Origin of the sequence: Streptomyces sp. NBC_00237 (assembly GCF_026342435.1) — a bacterium.
Classification (GTDB): domain Bacteria; phylum Actinomycetota; class Actinomycetes; order Streptomycetales; family Streptomycetaceae; genus Streptomyces.
This window is the reverse complement of sequence record NZ_JAPEMT010000003.1, coordinates 901,546-917,186: the sequence shown is the minus strand read 5'-3', so window position 1 is coordinate 917,186 and position 15,641 is coordinate 901,546. Positions and strand designations below refer to the sequence as shown.

General features: G+C 67.9%; 13 protein-coding genes and 7 pseudogenes. 7 read left to right on the top strand and 13 right to left on the bottom strand.

Going from position 1 to position 15,641, the window contains the following annotated elements:
- Positions 1-28: 28 nt before the first annotated feature.
- A pseudogene (locus OG897_RS30760) lies at positions 29-142 on the top strand (IS5/IS1182 family transposase); the annotation flags it as partial.
- Here the strand turns inward: OG897_RS30760 and OG897_RS30755 are convergent.
- Positions 137-265: pseudogene (locus tag OG897_RS30755) on the bottom strand (transposase); the annotation flags it as partial. The pseudogenes OG897_RS30760 and OG897_RS30755 sit on opposite strands and share 6 nt — an antisense overlap.
- A 59-nt stretch (positions 266-324) precedes the next feature.
- Here OG897_RS30755 and OG897_RS30750 point away from each other — a divergent pair.
- Positions 325-1,674, top strand: a complete 1,350-nt coding sequence (locus tag OG897_RS30750) for an IS4 family transposase (protein WP_266661885.1) — start codon at positions 325-327, stop codon at positions 1,672-1,674.
- Positions 1,675-1,703: 29 nt separating this feature from the next.
- Here OG897_RS30750 and OG897_RS30745 read toward each other — a convergent pair.
- Together OG897_RS30745 and OG897_RS30740 are read right to left on the bottom strand one after the other, a co-directional pair.
- A pseudogene (locus tag OG897_RS30745) lies at positions 1,704-1,835 on the bottom strand (transposase); the annotation flags it as partial.
- Positions 1,836-2,500: 665 nt separating this feature from the next.
- Positions 2,501-3,739, bottom strand: coding sequence for an NAD(P)/FAD-dependent oxidoreductase (locus OG897_RS30740; RefSeq protein WP_266661883.1), 1,239 nt, complete (start codon positions 3,737-3,739; stop codon positions 2,501-2,503).
- 94 nt (positions 3,740-3,833) lie between these two features.
- Between OG897_RS30740 and OG897_RS30735 the strand changes: the two genes are divergently transcribed.
- Positions 3,834-4,850: a YafY family protein gene (locus OG897_RS30735; protein WP_266661881.1), complete on the top strand. Its 1,017-nt coding sequence runs from the start codon at positions 3,834-3,836 to the stop codon at positions 4,848-4,850.
- A gap of 570 nt (positions 4,851-5,420) precedes the next feature.
- On the opposite strand, the pseudogene OG897_RS30730 reads toward OG897_RS30735, so the two are convergent.
- Both OG897_RS30730 and OG897_RS30725 read right to left on the bottom strand, forming a co-directional pair.
- Positions 5,421-6,245 (bottom strand): annotated as a pseudogene (locus OG897_RS30730) (IS5 family transposase); the annotation flags it as partial.
- A gap of 259 nt (positions 6,246-6,504) precedes the next feature.
- Complete coding sequence (locus OG897_RS30725) at positions 6,505-7,101, bottom strand: DUF2165 domain-containing protein (protein WP_266661879.1); 597 nt, start codon at positions 7,099-7,101, stop codon at positions 6,505-6,507.
- Positions 7,102-7,542: 441 nt separating this feature from the next.
- On the opposite strand from OG897_RS30725, the gene OG897_RS30720 reads away from it, so the two are divergent.
- Entirely contained in the window at positions 7,543-7,986 is a 444-nt protein-coding gene (locus tag OG897_RS30720; RefSeq protein WP_266661877.1) for an NUDIX domain-containing protein, read from the top strand.
- Between the two features lie 880 nt (positions 7,987-8,866).
- Positions 8,867-9,091: a hypothetical protein gene (locus tag OG897_RS30715; RefSeq protein ID WP_266661875.1), complete on the top strand. Its 225-nt coding sequence runs from the start codon at positions 8,867-8,869 to the stop codon at positions 9,089-9,091.
- Between the two features lie 562 nt (positions 9,092-9,653).
- On the opposite strand, the gene OG897_RS40860 is transcribed toward OG897_RS30715, so the two are convergent.
- From OG897_RS40860 to OG897_RS30700, 5 genes and pseudogenes are all read right to left on the bottom strand, one after another.
- Positions 9,654-10,076: a peptidase dimerization domain-containing protein gene (locus OG897_RS40860; protein WP_323188118.1), complete on the bottom strand. Its 423-nt coding sequence runs from the start codon at positions 10,074-10,076 to the stop codon at positions 9,654-9,656.
- 139 nt (positions 10,077-10,215) lie between these two features.
- A pseudogene (locus OG897_RS40855) lies at positions 10,216-10,389 on the bottom strand (M20 family peptidase); the annotation flags it as partial.
- Positions 10,390-10,569: 180 nt separating this feature from the next.
- Positions 10,570-10,704, bottom strand: coding sequence for a hypothetical protein (locus OG897_RS40850; protein WP_323188117.1), 135 nt, complete (start codon positions 10,702-10,704; stop codon positions 10,570-10,572).
- A gap of 16 nt (positions 10,705-10,720) precedes the next feature.
- The gene (locus tag OG897_RS30705; RefSeq protein WP_266661873.1) at positions 10,721-11,215 is read right to left on the bottom strand and encodes a hypothetical protein; all 495 of its coding nucleotides are present in this window, start codon (positions 11,213-11,215) and stop codon (positions 10,721-10,723) included.
- A 65-nt stretch (positions 11,216-11,280) separates the two neighbouring features.
- A complete protein-coding gene (locus tag OG897_RS30700; protein WP_266661871.1) occupies positions 11,281-11,490 on the bottom strand; it encodes a hypothetical protein in 210 nt (69 codons plus the stop codon).
- Positions 11,491-11,661: 171 nt separating this feature from the next.
- On the opposite strand from OG897_RS30700, the gene OG897_RS30695 reads away from it, so the two are divergent.
- The gene (locus OG897_RS30695; protein WP_266661869.1) at positions 11,662-12,324 is read left to right on the top strand and encodes an HAD-IA family hydrolase; all 663 of its coding nucleotides are present in this window, start codon (positions 11,662-11,664) and stop codon (positions 12,322-12,324) included.
- Positions 12,325-12,738: 414 nt separating this feature from the next.
- Here OG897_RS30695 and OG897_RS30690 read toward each other — a convergent pair whose 3' ends face one another.
- Positions 12,739-13,473, bottom strand: coding sequence for an alpha/beta hydrolase (locus tag OG897_RS30690; protein ID WP_266661867.1), 735 nt, complete (start codon positions 13,471-13,473; stop codon positions 12,739-12,741).
- A gap of 275 nt (positions 13,474-13,748) precedes the next feature.
- On the opposite strand from OG897_RS30690, the gene OG897_RS30685 reads away from it, so the two are divergent.
- Positions 13,749-14,291 (top strand): uridine kinase, encoded by a 543-nt coding sequence (locus tag OG897_RS30685; RefSeq protein ID WP_266661865.1) that lies wholly within the window; start codon positions 13,749-13,751, stop codon positions 14,289-14,291.
- Positions 14,292-14,557: 266 nt separating this feature from the next.
- Here OG897_RS30685 and OG897_RS30680 read toward each other — a convergent pair.
- Positions 14,558-15,097, bottom strand: a pseudogene (locus OG897_RS30680) (transposase); the annotation flags it as partial.
- Positions 15,094-15,632 (bottom strand): annotated as a pseudogene (locus OG897_RS30675) (winged helix-turn-helix domain-containing protein). The pseudogenes OG897_RS30675 and OG897_RS30680, both read right to left, overlap by 4 nt.
- Positions 15,633-15,641: the final 9 nt, after the last annotated feature.

The following is a 15,641-nucleotide window of genomic DNA, read 5'->3' as shown; positions in this document are numbered from 1 at the left end:
GGGTGCTTCATGCGCCAAGGCCGTTGAGCTCTCCGCCCGCATCCGGCGTGATCTGGGCAAAGGGTCCCGGGTGCTCGCCACGATCGTCCATTCGCAGTCCGTTAAAGCTGCCTCGACCGTCACCCGCGAATCACGCGGCTACGGCATCGCGGATCTGCCCGACGACTCCGCAGGCCGCCCACCTGGCCATGAAGCCCCAGACGGTTCGCCAGGGCGGGAAGCCTGAGGGCAGGGCCCGCCATTTGCAGCCGGTGTCCCAATACCGTTGCTTGTGGCGTGCAATCACCGTTTCACGATCGCGGGCGTACGAGCACGATGGTGGACATGCATCCATGGACCGGGTTATCAGACGAGGTCCGGCTGGGGGTGCTCACCGAGTGGGTGCCCGTCGAGCTGGTGGACGAGGTCCTCACCGAGTGCGGCGTCCGGGACAGGAAGTTAGGCGCACTGCCCGCCAGGTTCACAGTCTACTTCGCCCTCGCTCTGGCCCTGTTCCAGCAGGACTCCTACGACGACGTCGCGGAGAACCTGGTGGGAGCTCTGGACGGGATGGACGAGACGATCCCGAACAAGTCCTCCTTCACCCGCGCCCGGCAGAGGCTGGGCCCACGGCCGCTGGAAGCGCTCTTCCGCTCCCTGGCCGGGCCCGTGGCCCCGGCCGACCTGGCAGGAGCCTTCTACCGCGGAATGCGGGTGGCCGCGGTGGACGGCTTCGTCTTCGATGTACCCGATACGCCGGTCAACCGGGCGACTTTCGGCGGACCGGTGGACAACAAGGGACGGCCTGCTGGGTTTCCCCAGGCCAGAGCGGTGACTCTGACCGAGACCGGCACGCACGCCTCGATCGATGCGCGGGTGGGCGGGGTCCGCACCGGGGAGCCGGAGATGGCCACCGCGATGGCCGCCGGAGCGACCGGCATGTTGGTGCTCATGGACCGGGCATTTCCCGGAGTGGCGCTGTGGAAGGCGTATACGCAGGCCGGAGCCCATCTACTGATCAGGGCTCGCACGTTCATCGCCGCGAAGCCCATGCAGGTCCTGGCCGATGGGACCTACCTGACCAAGATGAACCTGGCCGGTCAGCGGCGGTCGCATCCCGGTGGAGTGACCGTACGCGTAATCGACTACCGGATCGACGGGGGCGAAACGATCAGATTGCTGACCGATCTACTCGATCCCGATGCCTGGCCTGCCGCAGAGCTGTCCGCTCTCTACCACGAGAGGTGGGAAAGCGAATCTGCATTCAGGCAGATCAAGACATTCCAGCGGGGGCCCAAACAGATCTTGCGATCGGCTGATCCGGAGTTGGTGCGGCAGGAAGTGTGGGCGCACCTGGCGGTGCACCACTGCCTGACGCGGATCATCATGAGACTCGCCGAAAACGAGCGGATCGACCCGGATCGTATCTCTTTCATCAAGGTCCTCAAGCATGTGCGACGCAGTGTCATCCGCCAGTGCGCGCAGACGGCTTTGCAGGTCAAGCAGTTCCTGACGGCGATGGCTGCGAAGGTGCACCGCAAACTCGACAACGGGGTCCGGCGAATGCGGGAGGCCGACCGCTTCGTCAAGCGCCCGGTCTTGAAGTACTCCTACCGCGAGAACGGACAGGCCCGCCGCCCGACCCGCCGGGTCCCGGCAAAGGTCCTTACGCTGCAACCTCGAGTCGCTGTATGACGCAAGCAACGGCATTGGCCGGTGTCCACGACGTAGCGGAGCGCGTCAACGATCTCTCGGCGCGGGTGCTTCTCCGGCCGGCCGCCGCGCGGGGTCTCGCGGGTGGGAGGCGGTAACAGTGGTTCGATCAGTGCCCATTCGGCGTCGGTGGTGTCCGAAGGGCTGCTGCCACCGGGCCCGCCGACCGGCGAGGAGAACCCGCTGCTGCACGTGAAAGAGCTCCGCCTCCGCGACCCGGGCGTGCGCGTGTCGGCGTACACAGTTACGTGGCCAGTGAGGTACAGCGATACGTCCCCACCCTGAAGGTGGTCGTGCGCAGGTCGTGAAGCCGGGGCCACCCGACTTCCCAGGGTGCGGGACACGACGATCCGTCAAGGGCGCCCTACGGGCGTCGCTGCGCGATGGGGCTTCGCCCCACCCTGGACCGATCGCCCTGTCCCGAGGCTGGCTGGCTATCGGCCGGCCCCGGCCATGCGGCGGCCCCGAAGCCGAGGACGTTCGCGCGTACCGGGCTGGCCAGATAACCCCGTACGCCGACAGCGCGCGCAACTGGAGCGGCACACCGCCCGCTACCGGGTCGGCACGTACGCGGTGCGCTGACGCCGACTCCGGGCCAGGGGTGCCGGGTGAGGAGTGCCGCTCTCGTATCTCAGCGCGTGTCCGCTCACTCCGTCTGGTCGAGTGGCAGGGCAGCGCGTGGGGGGAGCCAGCCGTTGGCGCGGAGCGTGTGGGAGCGGGTGTTGCACCAGCGGGAGCAGTAGTCCGGTCGTCGGGCCCGTGCGCGACCCCTTGTTCTGAGTGCGGGACACGGGCGTCGCGCGGCTCGTCAGTGACGTAGCCGGGCGGCTGCGGCCAGAATCGGGGTGCTCATGACGGTGGCTGCGGCGCCGAGTGTGGTGTCGGTGGCCAGGATCCACCGGACGGTCTTCATGGCCAGGGTGACGACTTCGCTGCCGCGCTGGCGCATGCCGGCCTCGAAATGGGCCACGGCGTCGGTGAGGGTGGCGGTGCCGTCGGCGGCGGCGCTGACGTACGTGAGCAGGCTGGCTGCGTCGCGGATGGCCGCGCCCGCTCCCATTCCGGCGGTGGGCGGTGTGGCGTGGACAGCGTCGCCCAGCGCGGTGATACAGCCCGCAGGCCAGGGCGCGAGATCTTCCGCGCGGGTGGAGGCGGCGTTGAAGCGGAATGCGGCCACGCTGCGCGGGTCGGCTTGGGCGATGACCTCAAGTGTGTGGTCGGCCCAGCCCCGCTCGCGGAATCGGCCGATCAGCGCGGCCTGCAGTTCGCCGCCACGCAGGTTGCGCAGGGAATCGGTGCTGGTGGATTCGGGGAACATGGCGCCCCAGATGTAGGTGGGTCCGGTGGTGACCGACATCCGCAACTCTGGAGCGTCGAGCGCGGTATTGCCGACCGGGTCGAGGAAGCCGACGTAGAGCGCTGCTCCGCGCGGGCCGAACGCCAGCCCCGATCGTGGCCCAAGTCGCTGATGCTCGCCGGGGCTGAGGTCTCGCCGGAGGGTGCGGCCGGAGAACCCGATGACGCCCGCCGGGCTGTTGGTCGGGCCTCCCGCCAGGTGACGGGCGACTACCGAGTGGGTGCCGTCCGCGCCCACCACCAGATCCGCCGAGACCGGCGCCCCGTCGGTGAACAGCACTCGGGGCGCGCCGTGGTCATCGTGGCCGACGCCGGACACGCTGCATCCCAAGTGCAGGCCATCTCCGACGGCCTCGGCCAGCAGCATCCGCAGGGTGATCCGATCGATGTCGATACTTGCACTGGCGCTGAGGTCCGGCCCGTGGCCCAACAGCCGGCCGCGGCGATCCCAGAATGCGTCGCGCTCGCGCAGTCGAAGTGCCGACCCCGATGCCAGCAGCCGCTGCATGATCTTTGGTTCCACCAGATCCTTTAGCGCCGACTGCGCCCGCTCATCCAGGGTGATGTGGTAGCCGCCCGTCGCCGCCACATCGGTGTCGCGATCAAATACCGCCACCTCAAGCCCCCGGCGACGCAGCCCTGCTCCCAAGGCAAGCCCGCCGATCCCGCCACCCACCACGACCACACGCATACCCGAACGTCCTTTCCGCAGTTGCTCGCTGAACAGAACCCACCGTGACACCGGTAGTGGACACCGAGTGGCCACTACCGGTGATGATGGAACGATGGCGAACACCTCACACCGGGCGCTGCGGCTGCTGTCTCTGCTCGGATCAGGACGGACGTGGTCGCTGCGCGAGCTCGCCACCCGGCTCAAGACCAGCGAACGCACTGTCCGCCGCGACATCGAAACTTTGCGCGCGCTCGACTACCCGATCGCTACCATCCACGGCCCCGACGGCGGCTACCGGCTCGGAGCTGGGCGAACCCTGCCGCCGTTGCTGTTCGATCACGACCAGGCCCTCGCGGTCGCGGTGGCCCTGCAGACCGCGCCAAGCACGATGTTCGGTCTCGGGGACGACGCGGCGCGGGCACTGGCGGCTCTGCACCAGGTCATGCCCCCTGCGCTGCGGGCATCCATGGAATCCCTGCGCCTGACTCGGCTACAGAACTACTGGGAGTTCCCTGCGCCCCCCATCGACCCGGCCGCCCTCACCGCCGTCGGAATCGCGGTACGCCACCGCCACATCCTCGTCACCGAGACACTGCGTCCCGACGGCACACGCCCCGAACCCAGTGACCCCGACTACCTGCCCGCCCACCGCATTGAGCCACACCACCTGGTCGTCTGGGCCGCCCGGTGGTATCTGGTCGCCTACGACCTCACCGACAGTGAATGGCGAGTGCGCCGCGTCGATCGACTGCACCCCCGCCCCACCACGCAGTACTTCGCCGCCCGCGCGCTTCCCCACCCCGACCTCGCCCACTTCGTGATGAGCACCCACGACCGCGGCGACACCCCCGCCGTCTGGCAATGCACCGGCACCGCCCGGCTCAACCTGCCCGCTCACATCGTGGCCCGCTGGGCACCAGGCGGCTCCGTCGTGGAACACCTCGACACCGAGTACTGCCGACTCACTCTCGGCGCCTGGTCCTGGGCCGGCATTGCCGGCATCCTCGCCACCTTCGACACCGAACTCACCGACCTCCACCCACCCGAACTCGTCCACGCATGCCGCCGGCTCACACACCGATGGGCCACTATTGCCGACACCGAGAGCCTCGGTCCTTCTCATAAATGAGTGGTTCTGAGCGATCACGGACCCCGGTGAATCATGTCCGGGTTGCCCCCGATCTTCGTTCTCAGTGGGCGTTCTGAGACGCTTCGTCGGGTTTCAGCTTGAGTGGGTGTCTGGGGTGGCCGGTGATGGCTGGGTGAGCGTGAACAGGCCGGGTTCGGGTTCGGGTTCGGGTTCGGTGAGGATGTCGCGGTCGACCAGGCGTTTGAGCTTCGCGCGGACGCTCTCGGTGTGCCGCGGCTCGGTGCCGATGCCGAGCATCCCGCAGATCTCCTTCGCGCGGAGTCCGTGGCCGGCCTGTTCGAAGGCGGCGAGGACCCTCCGGTAGCCGGGCGGCAGCGGCTCGGGCGGCTCGATGCCGTCCTCGGCAGCCAGCTCCCGCATCGTCTCGCGGGTATTGTCCAGGCGTTCCAGGGTGTGTTCGGCAGCGGCGAGTTGTTCGGTGAGGAGCGGGATCTGCTCACGCAGCTGTCCGGCCGTCTCGCGTACCAGCTGCCGTCGGGCCTCGATCTTGTCCAGGAGATGCTTCACCGGTGCTCCTGCCAGGTGGGGGTACCGGTGCCGGGCGGGCGGGTCGCGCCAGGTCACGGTGGTGGTGCGGGTGAGGCGGCGGAGCATGACATCACTCGTGGACCAGTGGATCCACGCCACCGAACTGGCCGGCCTGGTCTCGTCGTCACGCGCGAGACGCCGGTGCAGCACGAGGGTGCCGAGCGTCTGCTCGACCACCCACCGCTTCGGCTGCGGGGTGAACCCCTTCAACCCCGGCTCGCGCTGGACGATCTCCACGTCGATGCCGAGGCGGACGCCGTGCTCCACGACAGCCTCCTTGAACCCGGCGTCCACCCACGCCTTAGCCACCGTCGGCGCACTCGCGGCGGCTTTGTCCAGCAGGGCGGTTCCGATGGCGTTGTCGTGAACGCTGGCGGCGACCACGATCACGGTGATGACCAGGCCGATCACGTCGGTGGCGATGCCTCTTCTCCGGTCCGGACTCCTCTTGCCCGGATCCAGCCCGGTCGTCTCCTTCGGCGCGTTCGCGGAGGCCCGCACGGTCTGCGAGTCCATCACGATCGCGTTGGGGTCCTCGCGCCGTTTGCGCACCTCCCGGGCCTGCCAGCGCAACAGGTCGTGGAGGGTCTCGGCGGTCCCGTCATCGCGCCACCGGCCGAAGTAGTAATACACCGCGCTTTCGGGCGGCAGGTCATGCGGCAGATAGCGCCACTGGCAACCGGTCCGGGCCTGGTAGAGGATCAGATTCACGATTTCCCGCAGGTCATAGCCGCCCTGATGGCCGCTGACCGACGGGTGCTGCCCCTTCCAAGAGGCGATCACCGGCCGGATCAGCTCCCACGCCTCATCCGGCAGATCGCTCAGATACGGCTTCCTGTCAGCCATACCCATCAGCGCACCGCATCCCCGGCCGATCGTGAAGCCCCAGACCCGGACGACTCGCCTTCGACAGCTACGAGAACCGCTGACACTCGCAGAACGCCCACTGAGAGCAGGCCAGCGTCGCCCTGCTCGGGGCAAGCACGGCGAGCGGCGGCCCTTACCGACCCGCCCACAGAGCAGCTCAGCCGCCGTCACCAGATGACAGCTGTGCGGGGGCTCGGCTCTGTGCTTGTCGCCCGCCTCACCCGCTGCGCGGTCGGCTTCAGGTCCGTGCCGTACCTGCCCGGCGGATCCCGGGCAGGTACACGAGGAGCAGCGTGAAAACTGCCAGCGCGACGTTGCGGGTCGCAGGATCCAGACCGTTCCAGTCGGACGACTGCCACATGGCGAACCACTCGCCGCCGATAGCGAGGAAGCCCATCCCGAAGAGCAGCAACATCATGACCAGGCCCACGGTGCTGGCCGCGCGGGCGCGGTCGTACGCGTCGCGGCGCAGCCCCGTGATCCAGAACCAGGTAGCGGTGAGGAGGACCGACGCGGCCAGCGACTCCCAGGCGATGATGGCGACGTAGGCGGCGTTCTGAACGGTGGGGGATTCGACTGCCCGCCACATCAGGTCAGGGTCCTTGAACGTGGTGTCCATGCTCAGGACGTGCTGGACGAACTGCTGGTTGGTCCCGAAATCCGTGATGTTCCCGAAGACGACCAGGGTCATGTAGAGCGCGACGGACGCCGTCAGCGCGGTCGCCGCGACGGGCGGCGCGCCCAGCCGGAGGAGCCAGCTCCGTGGGGCACCCGGAGCCGTTTTCGAGGCATGGGACCCGGAGTCGGTACCGGTCGGTCGATGAGCCTGTGCCATGTATGTGCCTTCCCTCGTCGTGCCGCGGGCAGTTGGCCCGCGGGTCGTACCGTCCCGTTTTCACGTATCCGCCGCCAATAGCAGCCACAAGCCGAGCCCTGGCGCACACAGATGCACGCACCGACAACACGGCTGACGTGGCAGCGAACTTACCGGGAGGGGTTGGCACGGTGTTCGCGGAGTACGGACCGCGGGCCGCCACGGTCAAGTACGGGCGACGCGAACTGCTCGCGCACCCGGTGTCGCTGTGACCGTCCTGGAGCAGCTGGTGGCTCTCTACGAAGAGGCCGCGGCCCTCCTGGAACAGCGCGGCGTCAACGTGCTGCGCGTCAACTCCTCGGCGCTCACTCCTTCGGCGGTCGCTGGCCAAATCGCTGAAGCGATCTTGCGTCGGCAGATACCGTCGCTTCCCTCACCAGCCCAGCCAACCCCCCGGGAATCATGAGTAGCGACCTGGCACACCCGGTCATCGACACGCACGTGATCGTGCGCGACGGTGACAAGATCCTCTTCTCGCAGCGCGGCGGCCCGTACGGACGGGGACGCTGGCACATGCCCTCCGGGAAACTCGACGAGGGCGAAACGATCAGCGCCGGCGCAGCCCGCGAGCTGTTCGAGGAGACCAGTCTGGAAGTCGCCCCAAACCACCTGCGACTCGTCCAGGTCGTGCACCACCGGCAGGACGACACGATGACCAGGATCGGCTTCTTCTTCGAGGCAACTGAGTGGAAGGGTGATCCCGTCAACCAGGAACCGTCCAAGTGCATGGCCCTGGAGTGGTTCACCGTCCACGAACTGCCCGACGACATCATCGAATACCCCGAGGCGGGCCTGCGCGGCTACCTGGACAACGCAGGTCAGCTTTCCGAGCACAACTGGGCATAGCCGCTTCCGGAACGCGGCCAACCGCCATCGGTGTAACAGACCGCGGCCGTTGACGTTGGTACCGATGAAGGGGTTGAGCGATATGTCAACCCCAACAGCGCTTCGGCGGAACGGTGACGACCGCGATAGCCCCATCCCCGCTCGTGGAGACTCCTGGGTCTCACCGGCCAGAGAGCCTGTTCTCATGGCTTGCTCCCGAGCCCGCTCTGAAGGGCATCGACGGCCTGTCTCTGATCCCCGACCAGTAGCTGCACCTGCACTATGCGGGGCATCGGCTTCGTCGACGGGATCCCCGAAACCGACATCGAGCGCATCGTCCAGGCGGCGAGGACACGCCTGGCGGCCGTACCCGCCTTCGATGTCGAGCCACGACCGTGTCCCCGCATTCCTCGGCCGAAGCGATCCCACAGCCCTCAGCTGCGGCAACAGCTTCAACACGTCATCGCACACAGGCAGCATCCCGCTTGACCAGCGAGATGTCACGGCCTCACAAGTCGATCAACGCCTCCGAAAATCTGGCCGGAACGTCCAGCGTTCGCGGGCATGCTGGCGTTGGCTCAGGTGGCTGTGCTGGACGGTGTCCCGGGGCAGGAACGGATCAGGCGGATGCGGGCGTCAGCGCGACGGTATTGCCCGGGCGTTCGAGTTGGCGGACGAGATCGCGGGTCTTGCGCTCGGGAGTCGTGCGGCGGTCGTACCAGTCGGAAGTGTCAGCGCCTGCAGGCTCGCACGGCACTGGGCAAGCTCCGCAGTTCTCACCCTTCAACTGCATCGTCGCAGGCCGGAACTCCTCACAGCGTGAGGAGCGGCCCGGCACGCATACCACCGGGCTGCCCGAGCGGCCGTCGCACCGGGTAAGGTTGTTCATCTTTCTGATGGGGTGGGGACATTGCAGACAGGTGGTATCGGTGTTGCAGCCGACCGGGAGTGGATCATCAAGAACGCAAAGGGCAAGAAATTCGTGTACGACTCGCAGGCCGAAGCCTTCGAAGAGCTTGAGGAGTACGGCGAGGGCGCGGTTGTGCTCACTCGCCGTGTCTACCGGGGTCTGTTCCGGACCAAGCCAGTGGAGGACTGGCAGCCCGTCGAATGCCCTGCACCTTGAAGCCTCCTGCTGGTACCACCGTCCGGCACGTCCTTGAGAGGGCCCTCTTCACCGCGGAGGGACGGTGATGATGGCGCCATGACTGCGCGCCGTCCGCTGGGCACAGGCCCGATCCGCACCACTGATGCAAAACGCTCGCGGGAGATGGAGATATCGCACCGCGCGCCCCGCTGACTGCCGAACACCCCCGACGGCACCCCGGCCGGCGCGCCTGCTCTCCGCCCGGGACCGGCCCTCCGACAACCCCGGATTGTCACTCCGTGGTGACACCCCGGGGTTGTCGGAAGGGTGCCCTGGTGCCGTACGTGACGGGGCAGGGTTACCGGCCGCGGGGAACTCCGGTCTTGGCTGCGAGGGCGAAGCCGGAGCCAGCGATGGTGGTGGCCGCGCCGAGGACGCCGATTCCGGCGTGCAGCAGGATCAGGATCGCGAGGTCAGCAGGTCAAGGACGGCCTGCCGGAAGACGGCGTAGACCTGGGGCAGTGCGGCGAGGTCGGCGCGTTCGTCGTTCCCGTGCAGGCCCTCGTACGCCACTCCGAAACCGGCGGTCGCCCGGATGCCCTCACCGGCCAGCAGGTTGCCGATGTTGCTGGGGTCCGCGGTTTTCGCCCGGACGCAGAGGCCCGCCTGCCGCAGCTTGCAGGAGTGCGGCGGCGGGCTGTTCGTCCTCATCAAGGTGGAAGGGCGGCCAGAACGCGACCGGGACGACCTCCGTCGGTACGGCAGCGGGCAGGTCGGCGTCGAGTTCGGCGACCGCCTTGCGGACCACCGTCTCGGCGTCGTGCGCGTCGAAGGAGGGGGTGGTGCGTACGTCGACTTTCAGCTCGAACCGGGAGGGAGTCACCGAGAAGCCCTGGCCGCCGTGCAGGGCGGTCACCGACAGCTTCGGCCCCAGCGGAAATCCCGAGCCGGTGTCCGGGCCGGGGAGTTGCGCCTCGTCCAGGAGCCGTACGAGGTGGGCGGCGCGGCAAATCGCACCTACCACCGTACGGCTGGAACCGGAGGCCCGGACGGGGTGTGGACAGCGATCGTGGCCTGCCACAGCCCCGGCCGCCGACCACGACGTCCTCCAGCCCTGGGTAGCCGATCATCACGCCCGCCGGGCGGACCGCGTGCGGGTCAGCGAGGTGGGCGCGGGCGCCGCCGAAGGCGCCGGTGAGCTCGTCGACGTCCAGCAGCACCGCAAGCCCGTCGGCCAGGTCGGTGGCGCGGGGCTGGAGTTCGGCGGCAAGGTGACAGAAGAGGGAGGCGGCGAGCCTGGAGTCGGCCGCGCCCCGGCCGCGCAGCCAGCCGTCCACAACGTCGCCGCTGTCCGGGGGGAACGACCAGGCGGCTTCGTCCCCGTACGGAGCGGTGGCGACGCAGGCGTCCACCGTCCACCACTCCCCCGGACGGCCCCCGGTGATCTCCACGAGCAGGCCCACAACCTGGCCATGGCCGTCGAGCAGGCGGCGATGCGGCAGGCCATGGGAAGCGAGTCAGGATTCGAGCACGTGAAGGACCGGCCCGTAATCGTCGATCCCGCCCCGGCTGGGGCGGCGGATCAGCTCCTGCGCCAGCGCCACCACGGAAGCCATCCGCTCCCCGGAAACGGTCGAACGGTTGCTGCTCACACTTCTCCCCACCACGTCAGGACTGCCGTACCGGCAGTGCGCGGACGGCCTCGATCGTCTCCACCAGCCGTGCGGACACGCACGCCTCCCGACCATGGTGAACCAGCCCCGCCGCCGCCTGGCGGCCCAGCACGATCCCACAATCGAAACCCTCCGCTCCGTGGAACGGCGGCAGCGGGACGACCGCCGCCGTTTCGTACGCTACGAAGAACCGTTCCAGCGCTGCGGCCAGTTGGACCATCCCGATGTGGAGGGTCTTGACGCCGTGGTGGCGGGCGGCGGGATCGCGCAGCTCCAGCAGCCGCGCCAGGTGGTCGACGAGTTCACGGTGGCGGGGCGGTCCGTACAGCACCCGGTGGTGCACCAGGTCCGGCTCCTGAGCCACCGCGGTCTCGATCGCCGCGAGACACGCCTTCTCCCGGGATCTGCTGCCGGTGACCACCAGCTGCTCGCGGGCGCCCGCCGCGACCGCGATCATCGCCTCGACCAGCTCGGTCCACCGGGTGAGCACCCTGACCACCTCGTGGTCCCGGACATCTCCAACACGCTGGTGGTCGCCCCGTCCTGATGGGCGAACTACACCTCCGGCCGCTCCCGGTACGACCGGCACAGCCCCGCCCGGTTCCGCTTCCCCGTCAACTTACGACCGGATTCCAAGGCACTGACCAGACTCGCATCCGCCGCCAGCCCGGTGAGCGCGTTCAACGCCTCCGCAACCTCCTCCAACGTCATGTTCCGCGTACCCCGGGCCCGCCGCAGCACGGACTCCACGCCTCCCTCCACCATCACGATCCCCTCGCCGTAAGCGAGCACTTCTGGATATGGCCGCCCAGCCAGCACACAGCAACAGGGCTCGGTCCAGGGCGAGTTGGCGACGGTGAAAGCCCCTTGCGGAGTTGTTTCTGATTCGCAAGGGGCAACCTCTGTCATCTTTTGATGTTCTGAGAGCATGAAGTGGTGACGATTACAGCTGTGCTCTTCGATGTTGACGGGGTCCTACTGGACTCCACAACCGCTCACCGCAGGGTGTGGGATGAATGGTCACGGCTGCGCGGTCTCAGCGCGGAGAAGGTCTGGCAGCTGACATTCGGTCGCCGGCCGGAGGACACCGTCAGGGACGCGGCTCCGCACCTCAACGCAGCCGCCGAACGACGGGTCCTGGATCAACTTCTGTCCCGTGAAGAGGACCACTTCCCGGCCGTCGAAGGAGCGGCCCCTCTGTTGAGGTCGCTGCCTGCCGGCAAGTGGGCCATCGTTACCTCGGGCGACCGGGAATCTGTGCATCGACGGTTCGCTGCGGCTGATCTGCCCCTGCCTGACGTGCAGGTATTCGCTACGGACGTGGAGCAGGGAAAGCCCGCTCCTGACTGTTTCCTTCTCGCCGCCTCGCGACTGGCCGTTGATCCTTCCCAATGTCTGGTCGTCGAAGACGCACCTGTCGGCGCCCGTGCAGGCAAAGCAGCGGGTTGCACGGTCGTCGGACTGACGACAACTCATCCAGCGAACGCCATCTCCGCGGCGGACTTCTGTGTGCCCACACTGCAACAGGTGGGTGCGCTACTTATCGCGCACGGGATGATCACTGACGTGAGCGAGGGAATGATGCCGTTCAGCGGGTGAGACAGCGGATCATGAGGGTGATGGCTGCCCGGATGATGAGGGTTTCGGATTCTCCGGCCTAACGATCACCGCTCGGCTGCCACTGGGGAAACTGCTGGCAGACCCTCTCCCCCGGCCTGCCCGGGGCCGTTCACGAGTTAGCTCGTAAGCGGTTGACGAAATCCCGCCCGATCACTTTGGTCGGGCGGGATTTCGTCGCTTCTTGTCTCGTCGCACCGATCCTTGTGTCCTGTCTCAGTGAAGGTTGAGCGATTCTCATCGAAGATTGAATGGGCTGGACAGTGCGGCCCGCAGGGGCGCCCCTCGGCGCCCCTGCGTGAAACAGGCCCGGCCTTCAGGCGGGGCCTGTCGTCGCGTTGTGCAGCGGCCTGGCTGACAGCGACTAGCGTCTGATGTCTGCCTGACGGCCCGGTCTCACTTCAGGTGCCGTGTGAAGAACTGGGTCGCGGCGACCCCGGCGAACTGTGGGACGCCGGTGTGCCCGCCCATGTTGGCGTGCAGGGACTTCTCTTTGGAGCCGAACGCGTCGAACAGGTCCAGGGCTGCCTGCCGGTCGTTCCCTTCGTCGTCCCACTGCAGCAGGACGTGCAGCGGGATGGTGACCTGCCGGGCCTCCTCGAACATCGCGCGAGGCACGAGACTCCCGGCGAAGAAACCGGCGGCCACGATGCGCGGCTCGACCACCGCCAGCCGGATGCCGATGGAGATCAATCCCCCCGAGTACCCGACCGGGCCACCGATCTCGGGCAGCGACAGGAGGGCGTCCAGGGCGGCCTGCCATTCCGGAACCGCCTTGTCGACCAGCGGGAGGATGAGGGCGTCGACGATCTCGTCGGTGACCGGCCGGCGGTCCTCCATCACGCGGCGGAGGTCAGCGCGGGCCTGCTCGGCGGCGGGCCAGCGGGGCCGGTCGCCGCTTCCGGGGAGCTCGATGGTGGCTGCGGCGAAGCCCTCGGCTGCGGAGTGCCGGGCGCGGTCCACCAGTCGGGGGTACATCCTGCGCAGCCCGAGGGGAGGGTGGCCGAGCAGGATCAGCGGTGTCGGCGCTGGTAGGGATGCAGGTGTCCACAGGATGCCGGGAATCTGACCGAGGGTGAATTCGCGTTCGAGGACGCCGTCGTCGAGGCGCTGCTCGGAAGTGAAACGCATGGTCGTGCCTTTCGGGAGTGCACTGGAACGGCGCTCCCGGACGACCTGTCTATCGCCCGACCGTGGCCCCGGAAGGGAGCACCCATGTCGAAACTGCGTTCACGGGTACCACCTCCTCGATCTCTCGCACGGCCTCCGGAAAAGTAGCAGGGGCCGCCCTCGTCCGCCAACGAGTTCTTGCGGAGTCTCCGTGGTGCCGCCGCAGAGCCGCTACTCGGGAAGTGGGTGTTCACTACACTCGCGTCGTCAGCATCCGTTCGGCGTGAGGCCTACACGTGAACCTGCCCCGTCTCCTCCTGATCGGCGGTGGCGCCGGATCGGGGAAGACCTCGCTGGCCCGCGCCGTGGCCCAACAGGTGCCCGGCACGGGCGTGGTTCACCTCGATTCCTGCTACCACCAGGACGTGGCGCTCGCTCCCAGCGTTCCCCGGCTGGACGGAGTCCCGGGACGGATCGTGGATTTCAGCAATCCGCAGGCCCTCGATCCCGTCCGGATCAGCGCGGCTCTCGACGAGCACTTCGGGGCACCGTTGACGATTGTGGAGGGCATCTTCGCGCTTGCCCTCAACCGCCTGGTCGAGAAGGCGTCCTGGACGGTATTCGTCGACGTCCCGGCGGACCTGCGGGTAGTCCGCAAGACGATCCGCAACCTGACTGAGGGCAGGGACCCGCTGCCGGGTCTGCTCGGATACGCCCATACCGTGCGTGCCTTCGACCTCTACGTAGCGCCGACCCGGCAGACAGCCGGGCTAGTCCTTAACGGCACGCTGCCCATCGAGGACCAGGCAGCCTCGCTCGTGAAGCGCCTGGAGCTGTAACAGCCTGATCAGTGGTGCAGGGCAGACAGGAATGCGGCCGTCGCCTGATCAAGCCCGCCATGCTCGTGTCACTTTCGGCAGGTGATCCAGTTGTCCCCCAGCTACGCCCGCACGGCCTTGGCCACGTCAGCATCTCCCCGTCGTAACGCTGTTTCATCTTCATGATGACGGAGCCCAGCACCTGACGCTCCCCCGGTCTCGCGGTCCGCTCCGGACGCCATGGGCCCTGCTGTGATGACGCCAGTCTGCTCCTGAGTTTGTGGGCGTGATGTCGTGCGGGTGAGTCCGCCTCCGGCGAGGCATCCGTCGAGGAGATCGGGGCGGTACTGGAGTTCGCGGAGTCTGCGGCGAAGCACGCGTATCAGGTGGTCGGGGTTGGCGAAGGCGGTGTTGCACTGCCCTGGGCGGCGGATCAAGGACCAGGTCCCTTCGACCGGATTCACATCCGGTGCGTATGAGGGAAGTTGGAAGGAGGTGATCCAGTCGTGTGCGTCGGTGAAGGCCCGCAGACGGGCGTCCAGATGCACATTCGAGTTGTCCCAGACGAGTGCCGTCGGGGTCCCGAGCTGCTGGTGGGCGGCGGTCAGCAGGTCGCGGTATTCGGTCCAGGTGAAGCTGCGCCGGCCGCCGCGTTGGTGATCGATGTGTCGTTTGGGCCGGGAGATCAGGCGCGAGCGTTCGCCCGGTGTGTAGCAAGCCAGGGCGGCGATGGAGAACCGGCGCTGGGGACGTCCCCGGACCCGGATCACGGGCGTGTGCCCGCGCGTGGACCGCGTGGACCACGTGCGGCAGGTGGGCTGCGTCATCGAGAACCCGGCCTCGTCTTCGAAGACGATGAACGCCCCGAGCGCCGCCGCGGTGCTTCCACCTGCGGCCATGTGTCCTTCACTCAGCCGGTCACCTTCTCCTCGTCGCGTTCCAGGGCCCGCTTCGCAGGCACGTGATGGCTCCCCCGTGGCGCCGCAGTATCTGTGCGATGGCCGAAAGGGTGCTGGACTTGTGGAACCGGCGTCCGATCAGCGTCCTGATCCGCTCCAGAGTCCGCTTCTGGTCCTCCCAGCCGTGCGCGACGGGCCCCTTGGCCAGTCCCTCATCCAGCACGACGAACAGCCTCTCGCTCAGCTTGGGCCGGGCCTCCGAGCCTTGGGAGCTCAAGGCCATGTCCCCGCCCTCCTGCCAGGCGCGGTGCCAGCGTTGCACCGAGCTCACGCTGACCCGCAGCCGCTTCGCCACCACCACGTTGTCATGGCCCGCGGCGAACAACCCGGCCGCCTCCAGACGCACACGCTCACGAAACGCCCGTCGCTCGGCGGTCAACCCACCGCCCTGCGGATACCTCATGGTCCGGGC